This is a genomic window from Solwaraspora sp. WMMD792, assembly GCF_029626105.1.
Classification (GTDB): domain Bacteria; phylum Actinomycetota; class Actinomycetes; order Mycobacteriales; family Micromonosporaceae; genus Micromonospora_E.
Map to the genome: position 1 here is coordinate 161398 of NZ_JARUBH010000009.1, position 16338 is coordinate 177735.

The 16338-nt window shown below is 72.0% G+C and carries 14 protein-coding genes; 11 read left to right on the forward strand and 3 right to left on the reverse strand.

Annotated elements, in window-relative coordinates:
• The first annotated feature begins 41 nt into the window (after positions 1–41).
• The 3 genes from mshB (at position 42) to O7629_RS02185 (ending at position 2009) form a co-directional block, all read left to right on the forward strand.
• Entirely contained in the window at positions 42–935 is an 894-nt protein-coding gene (gene mshB, locus O7629_RS02175) for an N-acetyl-1-D-myo-inositol-2-amino-2-deoxy-alpha-D-glucopyranoside deacetylase (protein ID WP_278167170.1), read from the forward strand.
• Positions 932–1426, forward strand: coding sequence for a hypothetical protein (locus O7629_RS02180; RefSeq protein ID WP_278167171.1), 495 nt, complete (start codon positions 932–934; stop codon positions 1424–1426). The genes mshB and O7629_RS02180 overlap by 4 nt, the downstream gene beginning before the upstream one ends.
• Before the next feature lie 118 nt (positions 1427–1544).
• The gene (locus tag O7629_RS02185; protein WP_278167172.1) at positions 1545–2009 is read left to right on the forward strand and encodes a hypothetical protein; all 465 of its coding nucleotides are present in this window, start codon (positions 1545–1547) and stop codon (positions 2007–2009) included.
• On the opposite strand, the gene O7629_RS02190 is transcribed toward O7629_RS02185, so the two are convergent.
• The gene (locus O7629_RS02190; RefSeq protein WP_278167173.1) at positions 1978–3057 is read right to left on the reverse strand and encodes a GNAT family N-acetyltransferase; all 1080 of its coding nucleotides are present in this window, start codon (positions 3055–3057) and stop codon (positions 1978–1980) included. The genes O7629_RS02185 and O7629_RS02190 overlap by 32 nt on opposite strands.
• 80 nt (positions 3058–3137) lie before the next feature.
• Here O7629_RS02190 and fdxA point away from each other — a divergent pair, with 80 nt between their 5' ends.
• The 5 genes from fdxA to O7629_RS02215 all read left to right on the forward strand — a co-directional run bounded on the left by fdxA (position 3138) and on the right by O7629_RS02215 (position 12190).
• The gene (gene fdxA, locus O7629_RS02195; protein WP_233606480.1) at positions 3138–3464 is read left to right on the forward strand and encodes a ferredoxin; all 327 of its coding nucleotides are present in this window, start codon (positions 3138–3140) and stop codon (positions 3462–3464) included.
• A gap of 17 nt (positions 3465–3481) precedes the next feature.
• Complete coding sequence (gene dapC, locus O7629_RS02200; protein WP_278167174.1) at positions 3482–4606, forward strand: succinyldiaminopimelate transaminase; 1125 nt, start codon at positions 3482–3484, stop codon at positions 4604–4606.
• Positions 4607–4615: 9 nt separating this feature from the next.
• Entirely contained in the window at positions 4616–5278 is a 663-nt protein-coding gene (locus tag O7629_RS02205; RefSeq protein ID WP_278167175.1) for an SIMPL domain-containing protein, read from the forward strand.
• 192 nt (positions 5279–5470) lie between these two features.
• Entirely contained in the window at positions 5471–8593 is a 3123-nt protein-coding gene (locus O7629_RS02210; RefSeq protein ID WP_278167176.1) for an EAL domain-containing protein, read from the forward strand.
• A gap of 153 nt (positions 8594–8746) precedes the next feature.
• Entirely contained in the window at positions 8747–12190 is a 3444-nt protein-coding gene (locus tag O7629_RS02215) for a S8 family serine peptidase (protein ID WP_278167177.1), read from the forward strand.
• Positions 12191–12290: 100 nt separating this feature from the next.
• Here the strand turns inward: O7629_RS02215 and dapD are convergent, their stop codons facing one another.
• On the reverse strand, positions 12291–13247 hold the full coding sequence (gene dapD, locus O7629_RS02220) for a 2,3,4,5-tetrahydropyridine-2,6-dicarboxylate N-succinyltransferase (protein ID WP_278167178.1): 957 nt from the start codon (positions 13245–13247) through the stop codon (positions 12291–12293).
• Positions 13248–13355: 108 nt separating this feature from the next.
• Here dapD and dapE point away from each other — a divergent pair, with 108 nt between their 5' ends.
• Positions 13356–14429 (forward strand): succinyl-diaminopimelate desuccinylase, encoded by a 1074-nt coding sequence (dapE, locus tag O7629_RS02225; protein ID WP_278167179.1) that lies wholly within the window; start codon positions 13356–13358, stop codon positions 14427–14429.
• Between the two features lie 22 nt (positions 14430–14451).
• Here the strand turns inward: dapE and O7629_RS02230 are convergent, their stop codons facing one another.
• Positions 14452–14601, reverse strand: a complete 150-nt coding sequence (locus O7629_RS02230; protein WP_278167180.1) for a hypothetical protein — start codon at positions 14599–14601, stop codon at positions 14452–14454.
• A 237-nt stretch (positions 14602–14838) separates the two neighbouring features.
• Between O7629_RS02230 and O7629_RS02235 the strand changes: the two genes are divergently transcribed.
• Positions 14839–15759 (forward strand): TIGR00730 family Rossman fold protein, encoded by a 921-nt coding sequence (locus O7629_RS02235; protein WP_278167181.1) that lies wholly within the window; start codon positions 14839–14841, stop codon positions 15757–15759.
• 5 nt (positions 15760–15764) lie between these two features.
• Complete coding sequence (locus O7629_RS02240) at positions 15765–16310, forward strand: TIGR00730 family Rossman fold protein (RefSeq protein WP_278167182.1); 546 nt, start codon at positions 15765–15767, stop codon at positions 16308–16310.
• Positions 16311–16338: the final 28 nt, after the last annotated feature.

Genomic DNA, 16338 nt, shown 5'->3' on the forward strand with positions numbered 1-16338 from the left:
AGTAATCCACTCCGGTGCCCATCCGGCGTAAAGTTGCCGGAGTGACCGACCCCGCCGCCGCGCGACGGCTTCTCCTGGTTCATGCCCATCCGGACGACGAGACGATCGGCACCGGCGCCCTGATGGCCCGGTACGCCGCCGCCGGAGCGCAGGTCACCCTGGTCACCTGCACCCTCGGCGAGGAAGGCGAGATCCACCTGCCGCGCCTCGCCGGGCTGGCCCCCGATCAGGCCGACCAGCTCGGCGGGTACCGGATCGCCGAGCTCGACGCCGCCTGCGCGGCGCTCGGAGTGACCGATCACCGGTTCCTCGGCGGTGCCGGCCGGTACCGGGATTCCGGGATGATGGGCCTGCCGACCAACGACCACCCACGGGCGTTCTGGCAGGCCGACCTTGACGAGGCCGCCGGGTTGCTGCTCGAGGTGCTGCGGGAGACCCGGCCGCAGGTGGTGGTCACCTACGACGACAACGGCTTCTACGGTCACCCCGACCACATCCAGGCCCACCGGGTGACGATGCGCGCCGCCGAACTGGCCGCCACCGAGGGTGTCGCCCCCGACAAGATCTACTTCACCGCGATGCCGAAGAGCGTGCTCGCCGCCGGCATCGACGCGTTCCGGGGCGCGTCGAACAACCCGTTCGCCGGCGTCGAACACGTCGACGATTTGCCGTTCGGCACCCCCGATCCGCAGATCGCGGCGCGGATCGACGGCACCGCCCACTACCAGGCGAAGCAGGCCGCCATGCGGGCGCATGCCAGCCAGATCCCGGCCGATTCGTGGCTCTACGCGCTGGCCGGCAACGTCGGCGGCGAGTTCATGGGCTACGAGTACTTCGTCCTCGGCGCCGGCCGGCAGGGTCCGGGCGACGGCCCGTACGGCTGGGAGACCGACCTGTTCGCCGGGCTGCCGGCCGCCGAGGTGCCGCTGCCGTGACCTCGCCCGGTGTCTCCGGCCAGGTGTCGGCGGTGGAGCCGTCGCCGCCGGTGGCGACGGCTCCGGCCCCCACCCGCCTGCGTGAGCTGGTGGACCTGGGGCTACGGACGGTCGGCGGGGTGGTCGCGGTGGTCGCGGCGGTGCTGTCCGCGGTCCTGGAGCTGCTGCTGGCCACGGTACGGGTCGGCGGGCACCTGGTCGGAGCGTCGGTGCTGCTGGCGATCGCCGGCAACGTGCTGGTGAGCTGGTTCGCGATCCGCGCGGTGGGTGCCCGGTGGGCGATGACGTTGCCGGCGGCGGCCTGGTTCGCGGTGATGGTGCTGGCCGCTGGCGGCACCACCGAGGGGGACATTCTGCTGGCCGGCGACAACTGGGTGGGCTTCGCGGTGATCTTCACCGGGGCGATCGCCTTCGCCGTACTCGCGTTCCGGATGATCCTGGCCCAGCCGGCCCAGCCGGCCCAGCCGGCCCGCCGCAGCGACGGAGGCTGACGCGGCCGGCTGCCGGCTCCTACAATCTTCGGTACGAAAATTCTGGTCTGTTCCGGAGGACACCTGTGCGGTCCGGCGTGCTGTGGACGCGGTGCGGGTCTAGGTGCGGGAGGTGGAGATGAGGCAGCGCTGGCTGCCGGTCGGCGTACTCGCCGGGGTGCTGTTCGCGGCCAATGTGGTGGCCCGGTTGGTGGTCCGCTTCTGGTTCGACGCCGACCCGCAGATGCAGGACCGGCTCTCGTTGGCGATGTTCGTGGTGATCGGCGTCGTGCTCGGCTCGGTGGCCTTCGTCTGGGGCCGGGACCGGCCGGTCGAGCGGTGGAGCGGTGACGTCGCGGCGGCGATCCTGGCGGCGTTGGTGCTCACCGTTTTCGTCGGGCCGTTCATCAACGGCGACCATCCGTTCTCGGCCGGGGCGGGCGCGTTCTTTTCCCAGGTGTGGCTGTACGGCGGCTTCTCCATCGGCGGGGTGCTGCTCGGCTATCTGGTGCTGATCACGCTCGGCTGGGACCACCGGTCCAAGTCGCTGGAACGGTACGCCGAGACCAAGCTCAACAAGCCCCGTCGGGTGGTTCGTCGCTGACCGCCGGCTGCCATGGCAGATAGACGTGGTGGGTGGTGAAGCCGAGCCGGGCGTACAGGGCGGTCGCCGGGTTGTGCTGTTCGACCTGGAGGAACGCGGTCGGCGCGGCCAGTTCGTCGGCGGCCCACCGGCCGACGGCCCGCAGCACCCGGGTGGCGTGCCCCCGCCGCCGGGCCGCCGGCTGCACCTCCAGCAGCGCGATCTGACACCACCGGTGGTCGGCGTCGACAGCGCCCCGGGCGATGGCGACGAGCTGGCCGTCGGCGTACAGGTGGGCGAAGCGCACCTGTGGTGCGTCGGTGAGCAGCCGGTGGGCGGCGGCCGGCAGCGGGTCGCCGGCCGATTTGCGGGCCGCTACCAGGGCGAGCCACTCCGGCGACGGCGCGTGGTCCAGCCGTACCGTCGGCCCGCCGTCGGGTGAACCGCCTGCGCCGCCGGGTGAACCGTCGGGTGAACCGCCCGCCGGGTCCTCGCCCGGCCCGGCGGTCCGGGCCAGCAGGTCGGCCAGCGGCACGGTCTGCACCAGCACCAACGGTCCGCTGCGCCAACCTCGGCGGGCGAGTTCGCCAGCGACCTCGGCGGCGGCCGGCAGCGGCACGTTGACCTGTGCCGGCAGGCCACGCTCGGCGTACCAGGCGGTGACCGCGTCCACCGCCGCCGGCAGCGGGCAGCCGGGGTCGCCGAGCGGCAGCGCCGAGTTCGCCCGGCCGGTCCAGCCGTCGGCGGCGCGCAGCAGCCAGTCGCCGAGCCGCTGCTGCACCGGCGCCGCCCAGGTCTGGTTCGCGGCCCGTTCCAGCTCGGCGACGGCGGCGGATTCGCGGTCCGCCGCGCGCCGGGCCGCCGGATTTGCGGTCGGCGGCACCAGCTTGCTGCGGTGCACGTCGGCGAGGGCGACCCGGCGTGGCCCGTTGCGGGTCAGCACCGTGAGTTCGGTCTCGGTCAGCTCGGCCAGCAGGCCGAGTAGGTCGGTATAGAGCGGACGATCTCCGCCAACACCTATAATTTTTCGGACTACCACGCGGTGTCCCACATCTTGTGGCCGGAGCACGATCGACCCCCTCCCCGGCGAGATACTAGGCTCGTCAGTGCCGCGGGCGATCGCGGCATGTCGTGCGGGAAGGAAGGCCAGTGACCTACATCATCGCCGAGCCGTGCGTCGATGTGCTCGACAAGGCGTGCATCGAGGAATGCCCGGTCGACTGCATCTACGAGGGCAATCGGATGCTGTACATCCACCCCGATGAGTGTGTCGACTGCGGTGCATGTGAGCCGGTCTGCCCGGTGGAGGCGATCTTCTACGAGGACGACGTGCCGGAGCAGTGGAAGGAGTACACCACCGCGAACTACGAGTTCTTCGAGGATCTCGGCTCGCCGGGCGGTGCCTCCAAGGTCGGCAAGATCGAGAAGGACACCCCGTTCGTCGCGGCCCAGCCGGCGCGCGGGGACGCGCACTGACCGGGGCGCGGGCGGGCTTGGCCGCCGGGCGGTCCGCGCCGACCGGCGGCGGGTCACCGGCCGCCGGCCTGCCGGACTTTCCGTGGGATCGGCTGGCCCCGGTCAAGGAGCGTGCCGCCCGGCACCCCGACGGCATCGTGGACCTCTCGGTCGGTACACCGGTCGACCCGGTGCCGGCCGTGGTCCAGCAGGCGCTGGCTGCCACCACGGACACCCCGGGTTATCCGATGACGGCCGGCAGCCCGCGACTGCGCGAGGCCATCCGGGACTGGTGCGTGCGCGAGTGCGGTGCCGTCGGCGGCCGGATCGGTGTGCTCCCGACGGTCGGTTCCAAGGAACTGGTCGCCTGGCTGCCCACCCTGCTCGGGGTCGGTCCCGGTGACGTGGTGGTGGTGCCGTCCGTCTGCTACCCGACCTACGAGGTGGGCGCCCGGCTCGCCGGGGCCGAGGTGGTACGGACCGACTCGCTGACCGCGCTCGGGCCGGCCAGCCGGGTCCGGCTGGTCTGGGTCAACTCGCCGGGCAACCCGACCGGCCAGGTGCTGCCCAGTGGGCATCTGCGCAAGGTCGTCGACTGGGCGCGCGAGCGCGGGGCGGTGGTGGCCAGCGACGAGTGCTACCAGACCCTCGGCTTCGAGGCGCAGCCGGTCTCGGTGCTCAGCGACGACGTCTGCGGCGGTGATCCGACCGGTCTGCTCGCCGTGCACTCGTTGTCCAAGCGGAGCAACCTGGCCGGCTACCGGGCCGGGTTCGTCGCCGGTGAGCCGCGGCTCATCGACGACCTGCTCGCGGTGCGCAAGCACGCTGGCATGATCGTGCCGGCTCCGGTGCAGGCGGCGATGGTCGCCGCGCTCACCGACGAGCGGCACGTGGCCGACCAGCGTCGGCGGTACGCGGCCCGCCGGGACCGGCTCCGGGGGGCGCTCACCGCGGCCGGCTTCACCATCTCCCACTCGACCGCTGGTCTCTACCTGTGGGCCAGCCGGGACGAGGACAGCTGGTCGACCGCCGACTGGCTCGCCGCCCGCGGCATCCTGGTCGCGCCGGGTGCCTTCTACGGCCCGGCCGGGCAGCGCCATGTGCGGGTGGCATTGACCGCCACCGACGAGCGGGTGGCGGCGGCGGTCGCCCGGCTCGGCTAGGCTGGCCGGATGGATGCTCCGGTGGTGGCGGTGCGCGGTGAGGTGACCCGGGAGGTCCCACCCGAGTTGGCCCGGTTCGGGGTGACCGCCGTCGCCCGGGGCAAGGACCGCTCCGGCACCCTCGCCCGGCTCGCCGAGCGGGGCGACGCGGTCCGTACCTTGATCGACGGGTACGGGCCGGCGATCGAGCGCCGGGAGTCCGGCGCGCTGCTGGTGCGGCCTGAGTGGCGACGCTCCGGGGAACGGGTCGTCGCCTACCACGCCAGCGTCACCACCACCGTCACGGTTGTCGACTTCACTGTGCTCGGTGAGCTGATGATGCGGCTGGCCGGTCAGGACCAGGTCCAGGTCAGCGGGCCGTGGTGGTCGCTGCGGCCGACCAGCCCCGAGCTGGGCCAGGCCCGTCGGGCGGCGATCGCCGAAGCGATCACCCGGGCACGCGACTACGCCGACGCGCTCGGGGCGGAGGTGACCGGCCTGGTGGAATTGGCCGACCACGGGATGTCCGCGCCGCAGCCGGTGACGTTGCGCGGTGCCCCCCGGGCGTTCGCCGCGACCGAGATGGCGGATTCCGCGCCGCAGCTCGACCTCGACCCGCAGGTGCAGACGGTGCAGGCGGTCGTGGAGGCCCGATTCACCATCTCTGCTCCGGCGGTACTGCGTCCAACGTGACCGGCGAACTGCCCGATCCGGATCGACGTCTCATCGTTGCCGACCATTGCCCGGCAGAAGTATGGCCAACGCGTTGTCGGACTGGTAAACCGAGCGGTGGATGTGTTGCCCGGCGGTGAATGGATCGCTCGGGCGTCGACGGGTCAGTTGTAGGCGTCGCCACGCGTTGACGTCCGGCCTGAGGGGAGGCCCGTGTCGGTCCGGAAGCTCACCAGTGGATATGCCACGGTGATGATCCTGCTGTCCGCCGGGATCCTCCTCGCCCCCGGCTGGCATCCGGTGCTGTGGCCGGCGCTCGGTCTGATGAGCGCCGGTGGAATCTTCTTCGGTATCCGCCGCTACCGGCCGAAACGGGCCGCTGCGTGGTGGAGTCTCGCCGCCGCAGTGGTGATGCTCGCCGCCGGCGACACGACATACGCGATTCTTCCCGGCTCAATCGTCACCGAGCTGTGCTATCTGACGGTATTCGCCCTCACCGCCGTCGGCCTGTTCATGCTGACCCGGGGCAACCAGATGCTTGGCGACCGGTCGCGGCTGCTCGACGTCCTCACATTTCTGTGCACCGCCGCGCTTCTGGCCTGGATCTTCATCATCGGTCCGTACATCACCGCTCCCGGGATGGATCCGTTCGAACGATCGATCCTCGCCGCGTACGCCCTCGGTGATCTGTTGATTCTGGCCGTGATGATTCGCCTGCTGGCGACGAATCCACGGACCCCGGCCCTGGTGTTGCTGCTCGTCGGGGGCGCCGGCATGCTCACCGGCGACATCCTGTACGGACTGACGACGCTCGGTGAGCAGTGGCAGCCCGGCGGGCCGATCGAGCTCGGCTGGCTGCTGACGTACCTGACCTGGGGAGCGGCCGGGCTGCATCCGTCGATGGCGCAGCTGTCCGAGCCGGCGGAGATCGAGCCGGGCAAGATCAGCCGGCCGTGGGCGGTGCTGCTGGTCCTGGCAACCATGATCTCGCCGTCGATTCTGCTGATCGAGGCGATGACCGGGCGGATCCGCGACGGGGCGATGCTGGCCATCACCTCGGCGGTGGTCTTCGCGTTGGTGCTCAGCCGGTTCGGTGACGTGCTCGCGGCACACCGTCAGACGGTCCGCCGGGAGCAGGGGCTGCGGGACGCGTGCGCCGCCCTGGTCTCGGCGGCCGACGCGGCGCAGGTGGATCGTGCGGTGCGGTCCGGGCTCGCCCGGATCGTGCCGGAGGGCGTCGACCACCGCCTGGTGCTGGTGCTCAACCGCACCGGCGGGGTACCGGCGCTGGCCAGCAGCGTCTGGGGTCCGTCGGTGCCGGCGACGGCGACCGGCACGTTGCTGCCGTCGACCGCCGCGGTACGGCGTACCCGGCTGCTGCGTCGGCCGACCCTGACCCCGATGCTGGCCCACCAGCTCGGGTCGTTTCCGTTCGCGTTGCTCTGCCCGTTGGTGCTGCCGGAGCAGCGGCCACCCGGTCCGGTGCCGGCACAGCCGCGGCCCGACGTGACCGGTCCGCGAGCCGGGGTGCTGCTGGTCTCAGCCGAGACCAGCGTCCTCAACGCGTTGCGCGACGCCATCGAGGTGCTGGCCAGTCACGCCACGATGGCATTGGAACGGATCCGGCTGGGTGACGAGATCAACCGGCGGGACGCGGAGGTGTACTTCCGGGCCCTGGTGCAGAACAGCGTGGACATCATTCTGATCGTCGACGACTGCGACGCGGTCCGGTACGCCAGCCCGGCGGTGCAGACGGTGCTCGGTCGGCCGGCACCGGACGGCGGCCCGCTGACCGACCTGGTCGATCCGCCGGACCACGGGCGGGTGCTCGAAGGGCTGGCCCTGGTCCGCTCCTCCGGTGAGCCGCACGACTGGCCGGACTGGCGGCTGCGGCACGCCGACGGTAGCACCGTGCAGGTCGAGGTGAGCTGCCGTGACCTGCGGTCGGACCGGGCGGTACGCGGTCTGGTGCTCACCCTGCGGGACGTCACCGAGCGACGTCGGCTGGAGCAGGAGTTGACTCACCGGGCGTTCCACGACTCGTTGACCGGTCTGGCGAACCGGGTGCTGTTCCACGACCGGGTGCAGCAGGCAGTGGCCCGCGCCCAGCGCGGCGGGCACGCGGTCGGCGTACTGTTCATCGATCTTGACGACTTCAAGGTGGTCAACGACACGATGGGCCATCAGGCCGGCGACGAGTTGCTGGTCGCGGTGGCGAACCGGTTGGCGGCCACGCTGGGATCGGCCGACGCGGCCGCCCGGCTCGGCGGTGACGAGTTCGCCGCGCTGGTCGACGACGCGACCGACCCGGCCGAGGTGGAGCAGACGGCGCAGCGGGTGGTGGCGGCCTTCACCGAGCCGTTCCGGCTCGCCGGCCGGATGGTCGGTGGCGCGGTCAGCGTCGGGGTCGCCGCCACCTCGGACGCCGAGGGCACCGACGAGCTGCTGCGGCACGCGGATCTCGCCCTCTACGTCGCCAAGGGTGCGGGCAAGGGACGCTGGCGGCGGTACCAGCCGGCGTTGCACGTGAGCCTGATCCGGCGGATGGAGCTGCGTACCGCGTTGGAACGGTCGGCGCCGGAGTCCGACTTCGCCGTCGTGTACCAGCCGGTCGTCGAGCTGGCCAGCGGCAACGCCGTCGGGCTGGAGGCGTTGCTGCGGTGGCGGCACCCGAGCCTGGGGCTGCTGCGGCCGGACCAGTTCATCGACGTGGCCGAGGAGACCGGGCTGATCGAGCCGATCGGCGACTGGGTGCTGGGCCGGGCGCTCGCCGCTGTCACCCAGTGGCGGGCCGCTCTGCCGGTGGGTGAGGCTCCGTATGTCAGCATCAACGTCTCTGCCCGGCAGTTCCGGGTGGCCGGCTTCACCGGCAAGGTCCGTCGCGAGTTGATCGCCGCCGGGTTGCCGGCGGACTCGGTGATGCTGGAGCTGACCGAGAGTCTGCTGCTGCAGAACGACGACCAGGTCTGGTCGGACCTGGCACAGCTGCGCGAGCTCGGTGTCCGGCTGGCCATCGACGACTTCGGTACGGGGTTCTCCTCGCTCAGCTACCTGCGTCAGCTGCCTATCGACGTACTCAAGATCGACCGTTCGTTCACCGCGGAGATGGCCTTCTCGCAACGGCAGCGGTCGTTGGTGGACGGGATCATCCGGTTGGCGCACTCGCTCGGGCTGCAGGTGGTGGCGGAGGGCATCGAGACGGTCGCCGACCGGAACCTGCTCGGTGATCTGGGCTGTGGCTTCGGGCAGGGTTATCTGTTTTCCCGGCCGCTCGCCGAGGCGGACGCGGCGGCCTGGCTGGCCGGTGGCCGGCCGGTCGGGTTGACCCACCCATAGATGATCTATAAGTAGTCGTGTGGCGACTTAGAGTGCAATCGTGTCCATATTGCCCCGAGTTTCGGGCCGGGTCGATGCATACCAGGTATGCAATCCTGGGGCTTCGGAATCACGACCCTGACGCCGCTGCGGCGTCTACCGGGGAGGTTCACGATGTCCAATCCATCCAGGAGAGTCCAAGCCGCCGCTCTCGTCGCCGTACTGGCCGCGACGCTGATCGGTGTCGGACGGCCGGGACCGGCCGCCGCCCGCCCGGCACCGACCCCCGACGACCCGGTCAGCCGGGTCCGTACCGACCCCGCGACCGTGGTCACCCTGGTCACCGGGGACCGGGTCGTCGTCACCAGCGCCGGCACCGCCGTCCAACCCGCCCCAGGCCGCAACCACCTGCGGTTCCACACCTACCAGAGCTCCGACGGCCGGTACGTCGTACCAGCCGACGCGCAGCCGCTGATCCGCACCGGCGTGCTGGACCGGCGACTGTTCAACGTCACCGACCTGATCTCGTACGGTTACCACGACGCCGCCACCGCTCGGCTGCCGCTGCTCGTCGAGTACGCCGCCCCGGCCGACGCCGCCCGCCGGGACGCCGGTGGCCTTGCCGGCGCGCGGATCACCCGGGACCTGCCGGCGATCGGTGGTGCCGCGCTGACCGCCGACAAGCACGCGGCGACCGACTTCTGGGCGGCGGTCACCGGCACCGACCCGGCCGCGCCCGGCGGGGCCACCGGCACCGACCCGGCCGCGTCCGGCGGGGCCACCGGCCGCGCCGGGGCCCTGGCCACCGCCTCCGGCCTGGCCCGGGTCTGGCTGGACGGCAGACGACGGTTACTGCTCGACCGCAGCGTCGGGCAGATCGGCGCGCCGGCCGCCCACGACGCCGGATTCACCGGGGCCGGGGTGATCGTCGCGGTGCTGGACAGCGGGGTCGACGCAGACCACCCCGACCTGACCGGCAAGGTGGCCCGGTCGGAGAACTTCACCGACGACCCGGACCCGGCCGACCGGGTCGGCCACGGCACCCACGTCGCCTCGATCATCGCCGGCAGCGGTGCCGCCTCCGGCGGGGCGAACCGTGGTGTGGCCCCCGACGCCACCCTGATCTCCGGCAAGGTGTGCGAGTCGTCCTGGTGCACCGAGTCGGCGATCCTGGCCGGCATGCAGTGGGCCGCGACCGACCAGCGGGCCACCGTCGTCAACCTCAGCCTCGGTGGCCCGGACACCCCGCAGACCGATCCGCTGGAGAAGGCGGTTGACACGCTCACCGCGCAGACCGGCGCGCTCTTCGTGATCTCAGCCGGAAACTCCGGCGCGGACCGCACCGTCGGCTCGCCGGGCAGCGCCGACGCGGCGCTGACCGTGGGCGCGGTGGACCGCGACGACACGCTCGCCGACTTCTCCAGCCGGGGACCACGCACCGGTGACGACGCGGTCAAGCCGGACATCACCGCCCCGGGCGTCGGGATCGTCGCGGCCCGCGCCGCCGGCACCACCCTCGCCGATCCGGTCGACGAGCACTACGTCGCCGCCTCCGGCACCTCGATGGCCGCGCCGCACGTGGCCGGAGCGGCCGCGCTGCTCGCCCAGCGCCGGCCGAACTGGACCGCCGTGCGGTTGAAGGCCGGCCTGATGGCGTCGGCCGCACCACGCTCCGGCACCGGCGCGTACCCGCAGGGTGCCGGCCGGGTGGACGTCGCCCGCGCCGTGACCCAGGAGCTGATCAGCCGACCGGCCAGCGTGTCGTTCGGCCGCGCCGACTGGCCGCACCACGACGACCCGGCGATCGTCGAGAAGGTCACCTACCGCAACACCGGCAGCAAGCCGCAGACCCTGACCCTCACCGTCGAAGCCGTCGGCCCGACCGGCCGCAGCGCGCCGACGGCGATGTTCCGGGCCGGTGCCGACACGCTGACCGTACCGGCCGGCGGCACCGCCGCTGTCACCCTGACCGCGGACACCAGCGTCGGTGGCCCGGACGGCTACTACTCCGGCCATCTGGTCGCCACCGGCGCCGGCCAGCGCGTCGTCACCCCGTTCGGCGTCCACCGCGAGGTGGAGAGCTACGACCTGACCTTCGTCCACGTCGACCAGGCCGGCGTGGCGACCGACGACTACTGGACCGTCGCGGTCGGCCTGGACCAGCCGGTGGACGCGATGCCGTGGACCTCGGACGGCTCCGGCCGGGTCGCCACCCGGCTGCCCGCCGGCCGGTACGGACTGTCCAGCGTGATCCAACGCCAGACTGGCGAACAGGAGTACGAGCTCGCCGTCCTGGTCCGGTCGAACCTGCGGCTGGACGGTGACCGCACCGTACTGTTCGACGCCCGTACCGCCCGGCCGGTCCGGATGACCGTGCCCGAGTCGACCGCCCGTCCGGCGCTGGTCGACGTCAGCTTCCAGTACCGCACCCCGGACACCGGTGCCGGGATCGGGGTGCTGGCCGACACGTTCGACGGGCTCTCCGCCGCCCATGAGGGCGGTCCGTCGGGCACGGGCGAGTTCACCGCCAGCATCGCCAGCCAGTGGCTGCGACCGGACGGCGCGGACGGGTTCACCGCCAGCCCGTACTTCTACGGGTTGAGCGAGCTCTTCGTCGACCGGCTGCCCACCGGGTTCACCCGGCACTACCGTCCCCGGGACCTGGCCACCGTCCGGCACCGGTTCCGTGGGGTCAGCCACGGCGACCGCACCGACCGGCTGGTCTTCCCCGGCCACGGCGAGCGGGACATCGGGGGATGGGCGCTGGTGACCCCGGTCGAGCTGCCCAGCGTGCGGGTGGAGCACTACAGCGTGTCGAGCACGTCGACCTGGGAGAGTTCCCTGGAGTTCGGCCGGACGGTGGACGGTCAGCTCTGGCCGGAGTACACCGCCGTGCTGGTCTCGCCGCCGAGCCGCCACCAGCCTGGCAAACGCACCCTGGACACCTGGAACCTGGCACCGTACGGGCCGGTGTTCCCGGCCGTCGCGGGTGACGGTGCCTGGGTCAGCCGGCGGGGCAACGTCGTCGAAGTCCAGGTGCCGATGTTCGGCGACGCGCAGGGCCACCCCGGCGGGGTGGTGACGGAGACCGCGCGGACCGCGCTGTACCGCAGCGGCAAGCTGATCGGGGAGAGCCCGGAGCCGGGCTACGGCTGGTTCCCGGTACCGCGGGCCCAGGCCGACTACCGGTTGGAGGTGTCGGCGACGCACGACGTCGGGGACTTCTCCACGTCGGTCAGCGGGGCGTGGACCTTCCCGTCCGGTCCGGTGACCCGTGACCAGGTGGCGGCGCTGCCGGTGATGGCGGTGCGGTTCACCCCGTCGGTGGACGCCGGCAACACCGCCGTCGCCGGGCGGGCGATGGAGATCCCGTTCACCGTCGCCCACCAGCCCGGAGTGGTCGGGATCGGGATCCGTCGGCCGACCGTCGAGGCGTCCTACGACGGCGGGCGGACCTGGCAGCCGGTCGACGTACGGTCCGCCAAGGCCGGCTGGACCGCCACGGTCCACCATCCGGACCGGGACGGCTACGTGTCACTGCGGGCGTCGGTCACCGACCGGGCCGGCAACACGGCACGGCAGACGATCGTCCAGGCGTACCGGATCGCGCGGCGCTGACCCGCGCCGGCCGGTGCCCTGCCCGTCGCCACGGGGCGGGTGGGGCACCGGCCGACCTCGGCGGAGCCGCCACCGGCTCACCGCACCGGCCGGTCCGCGGTCAGCTGTTGGCGTGCAGTGCCTCGTTGAGCTGGATGCCGGCACCGGTACGCGGCCGGGCCTCCAGCGCGCCGGTGACCGAGTTGCGCCAGAACAGCAGCCCGTCGACGCCGGACAACTCGCGGGCCTTGACCACCCGACCGTCCGGCAGGGTCACCTTGGAGCCGGCGGTGATGTAGCAGCCGGCCTCCACCACGCAGTCGTCGCCCAGCGAGATGCCGATGCCGGCGTTCGCGCCGAGCAGACTGCGCTCGCCGATACGTACCTTTTCGGTGCCGCCACCGGAGAGGGTGCCCATGATCGACGCGCCGGCGCCGACGTCGGAGCCGTCGCCGACCACCACGCCGGCGACGATCCGCCCCTCGACCATCGAGGTGCCGAGCGTGCCGGCGTTGAAGTTGCAGAAGCCTTCGTGCATGACGGTCGTCCCGGACGCCAGGTGGGCGCCGAGCCGTACCCGGTCGGCGTCGGCGATCCGCACCCCGGACGGCACCACGTAGTCGGTCATCCGGGGGAACTTGTCCACCCCGTACACCGCCAGGTGCCGCCCGGCGGCCCGCTCGATCAGCCGCAGCTCGTCGACCCGGTCCGGCGGGCACGGACCGGCGGAGGTCCAGGCGACGTTGGCCAGCCGGCCGAAGATGCCGTCCAGATTGAGCTCGTTCGGCCGGACCAGCCGGTGGGAGAGCAGGTGCAGCCGCAGGTACGCGTCGGCGGCGTCGGCGATCGGGTCGGCCAACGAACCGATCTCGACGACCACGATCTCGGTACGCAGTCCGGGCAGTGCCCGGGGGCCGACCACAGCGCCGGGCAGCCCGGCCGGTGTGCTGCCGTTCGCGGCTGGCGGACGCTCGCCGAGCCCCAGCTGGCCGACCGGATACCAGGTGTCCAGCACCTGCCCCTGCTCCGTGCAGGTGGCCAGGCCGATGCCCCAGGCGGGCTGCGTCGAAACCGTCACCGAACTGTCGCCTTCCGATCGGGGTACGAGTCACCACCGGGCCGACGTCCGGGCGATCCGGGTGATCAGCGGACGAGTCGACCCTGCCGAGACGGTACCGTGCCAGCCATGGTGAACCCGCTGACCCCCGAGGTCCTGGCCGATCCGGTGACCCTGACCCGCGCGTTGGTCGACATCGAGTCGGTGTCGCGCAACGAGCAGCGGATCGCCGACTGCGTGGAGCAGGCGCTGTCCGTCGTGCCCTGGCTCACCACCGGGCGGTACGGCAACACGGTGATGGCCCGGACCGAGCTGGGGCGTTCCCGACGGGTGGTGCTCGCCGGGCATCTGGACACCGTGCCGCTGGCCGACAACTTCCCGTCCCGGGTGGTCGACGGCCTGATCTACGGCTGCGGCACCTCGGACATGAAGTCCGGGGTGGCGCACGCGTTGCATCTGGCGGCCACCGTCGCCGAGCCGAGGTACGACGTCACCTACCTGTTCTACGAGGCGGAGGAGATCGACTCACGGTTCAACGGGCTGCGTCTGGTGGCCGAGGCCCACCCGCAGTGGCTGTCGGCCGACTTCGCGGTGCTGCACGAGCCGACCCACGGCGTCGTCGAGGCCGGTTGCCAGGGCACCCTGCGGGCGGTGGTCGGCACCACCGGCCGCCGGGCCCACTCCGCCCGGTCCTGGCGTGGGGTGAACGCCATCCACGCCGCCGGTGAGGTGCTGCGCCGGCTGGGCGACTATTCGGCGCGGACCGTCACCATCGACGGATGCGAGTACCGGGAAGGGCTGAACGCGGTCCGGATCGGCGGCGGGGTGGCCGGCAACGTGATCCCGGACCGGTGCGACGTCGAGGTCAACTTCCGGTTCGCGCCGGACCGCGACGGGCAGCAGGCGGAGCAGCACGTCCGCGAGGTCTTCGCCGGGTTCGACATCGAGGTGGTCGACTGCGCCGGCGGGGCGCTGCCCGGACTGACGTCGGCACCGGCGCGGGAGTTCCTCGCGGCGGTCGGCGCGCCGCCGGTCGCGAAGCTGGGCTGGACCGACGTCGCCCGGTTCGCCGCGCTGGGCATCCCGGCGCTCAACTTCGGCCCCGGCGACCCCAACCTGGCGCACGCCCGTGACGAGCACGTGGAGATCGACAAGATTCAGCAAGGTGCCGAGACACTCCGGCGTTGGCTGACGCCGGAGTGAACCGGGATCACCACAGCCGGGATCACCGCAGCAGTGCCGGCTCCTGCTCGACGGCGTCGTCCACCGGCTCAGCCGGAAGCGCTCGCCCGCCGGCAACCCGGCGCTCGGCCACCACGACACGGATCCGGCGGTGCATCTGCCGCCGGACCCGGATGAGTTCGCTACGTGTCATCATGACTACTCCTCCCCCCGAAGGTGCCGTGACGGCGTCCTCCCCACCGTCCGGCGCACCCAGTATCTGTTAATGGAGACGTAGCCGCAGCCGATTTGGTTGCACTTGACGCAAGATTGACATCACCTTTTTCGTCGTGGGCCGGGTGAGTGCCGCAGCGGGGCGGTTCGGCGTCCGCACTGGACACGCGCGGGCGGCCACGTCAAGCACGGCACGCCGCCCACTACGGTTGTCCAGATGGACCAGTCGAACAACTATCGCGCGCCAGACGACCAATCCCGACCGGGACCGGACCGGGTCGGCCCGACACCCGACGAACCGGGGTCGGAGCGGCACCGGGGCGCGGTGACCCTGCGCCGGGAAGCGGTCCGCCGCAGCACCGCCGATCAGGGTCTGCTCGATTCACGGGCCCGTGGCGAATGGAAGACCAAGGATTCCTGGCGGGCGCTGCGAATCCTGTCGGAGTTCGTCGAAGGGTTCGACACTCTCGCTGATCTGCCGCCGGCTGTCAGTGTTTTCGGGTCGGCCCGCAGCGCGCCGGACAGCCCTGAATGCCGGCTCGCCGAAGAACTGGGCCGGGCGCTCGCCGGTGCCGGCTACGCCGTGATCACCGGCGGCGGTCCCGGTGTGATGGAGGCGGCCAACCGGGGTGCCACCGAAGCCGGCGGCGTGTCGGTGGGGCTCGGCATCGAATTGCCGTTCGAGCAGGGCATCAACGAATGGGTGGAGGTCGGCATCAACTTCCGCTACTTCTTCGCCCGCAAGACCATGTTCGTCAAGTACGCCCAGGCGTTCGTGGTGCTGCCCGGCGGGTTCGGCACCATGGACGAGTTGTTCGAGGCGCTCACCCTGGTGCAGACCGGCAAGGTGACCAGGTTCCCGGTGGTGCTGATGGGCACCGGGTACTGGTCCGGACTGGTCGACTGGCTGCGTGACACGATGCAGGCGCAGGGGCGGATCGGCGACGCCGACCTCGACCTGCTCTGCCTGACCGACGAGGTCGCCGAGGCGGTACGGCACATCGTCGACGCGGACGCCGCACTCGCCGCCGAGCAGACGGCGCTGCGTCAGACGGCGCACGCCCAGATCGAGGCCGAGCGGCAGGCCGGCGAACGGGCACCGGCCGGGTACCACCGGCCGGCGGAAGGAGAGGAGTAGCACGGATGGCCGCGATCGGAGTCTTCTGCGCCTCGTCGCGCACTCTCGAGCAGCGGTGGCTCGACCTGGCCGCCGAGACCGGGCGGGAGCTGGCCCGACGTGGGCACACCCTGGTCTCCGGCGGCGGCTGTGTCGGCATGATGGGTGCGCTCGCGGACGGTACCCGGGCCGGCGGCGGCTGGACCCTCGGGGTGATCCCGCAGTCGCTGGTCGACCTGGAAGTGGCCGACACCCACTCCGACGAACTCGTCGTCACCGACGGGATGGCCAGCCGCAAGACGCTGATGATCGAAAAGTCGGATGCGTTCGTCACCCTCCCCGGCGGCCTCGGCACCCTGGACGAACTGTTCGAGGTGTGGACCACGGCGGTGCTCGGGCTGCACCGCAAACCGGTGGTGCTGGTCGACACCGACGGCTTCTACCAAGGGCTGCTGGACTGGCTGACGGCGTTGGCGGAGACGGCTTTCGTCGGGCGGTCGGCCCGGGAGATGCTGATCGTCGTCGATTCGGTGCCGGCGGCGCTGGACGAGATCGAGGCCCGGTTAGGTTGACCGGGTCCGCGCCGTCCGGTGTGCCCAC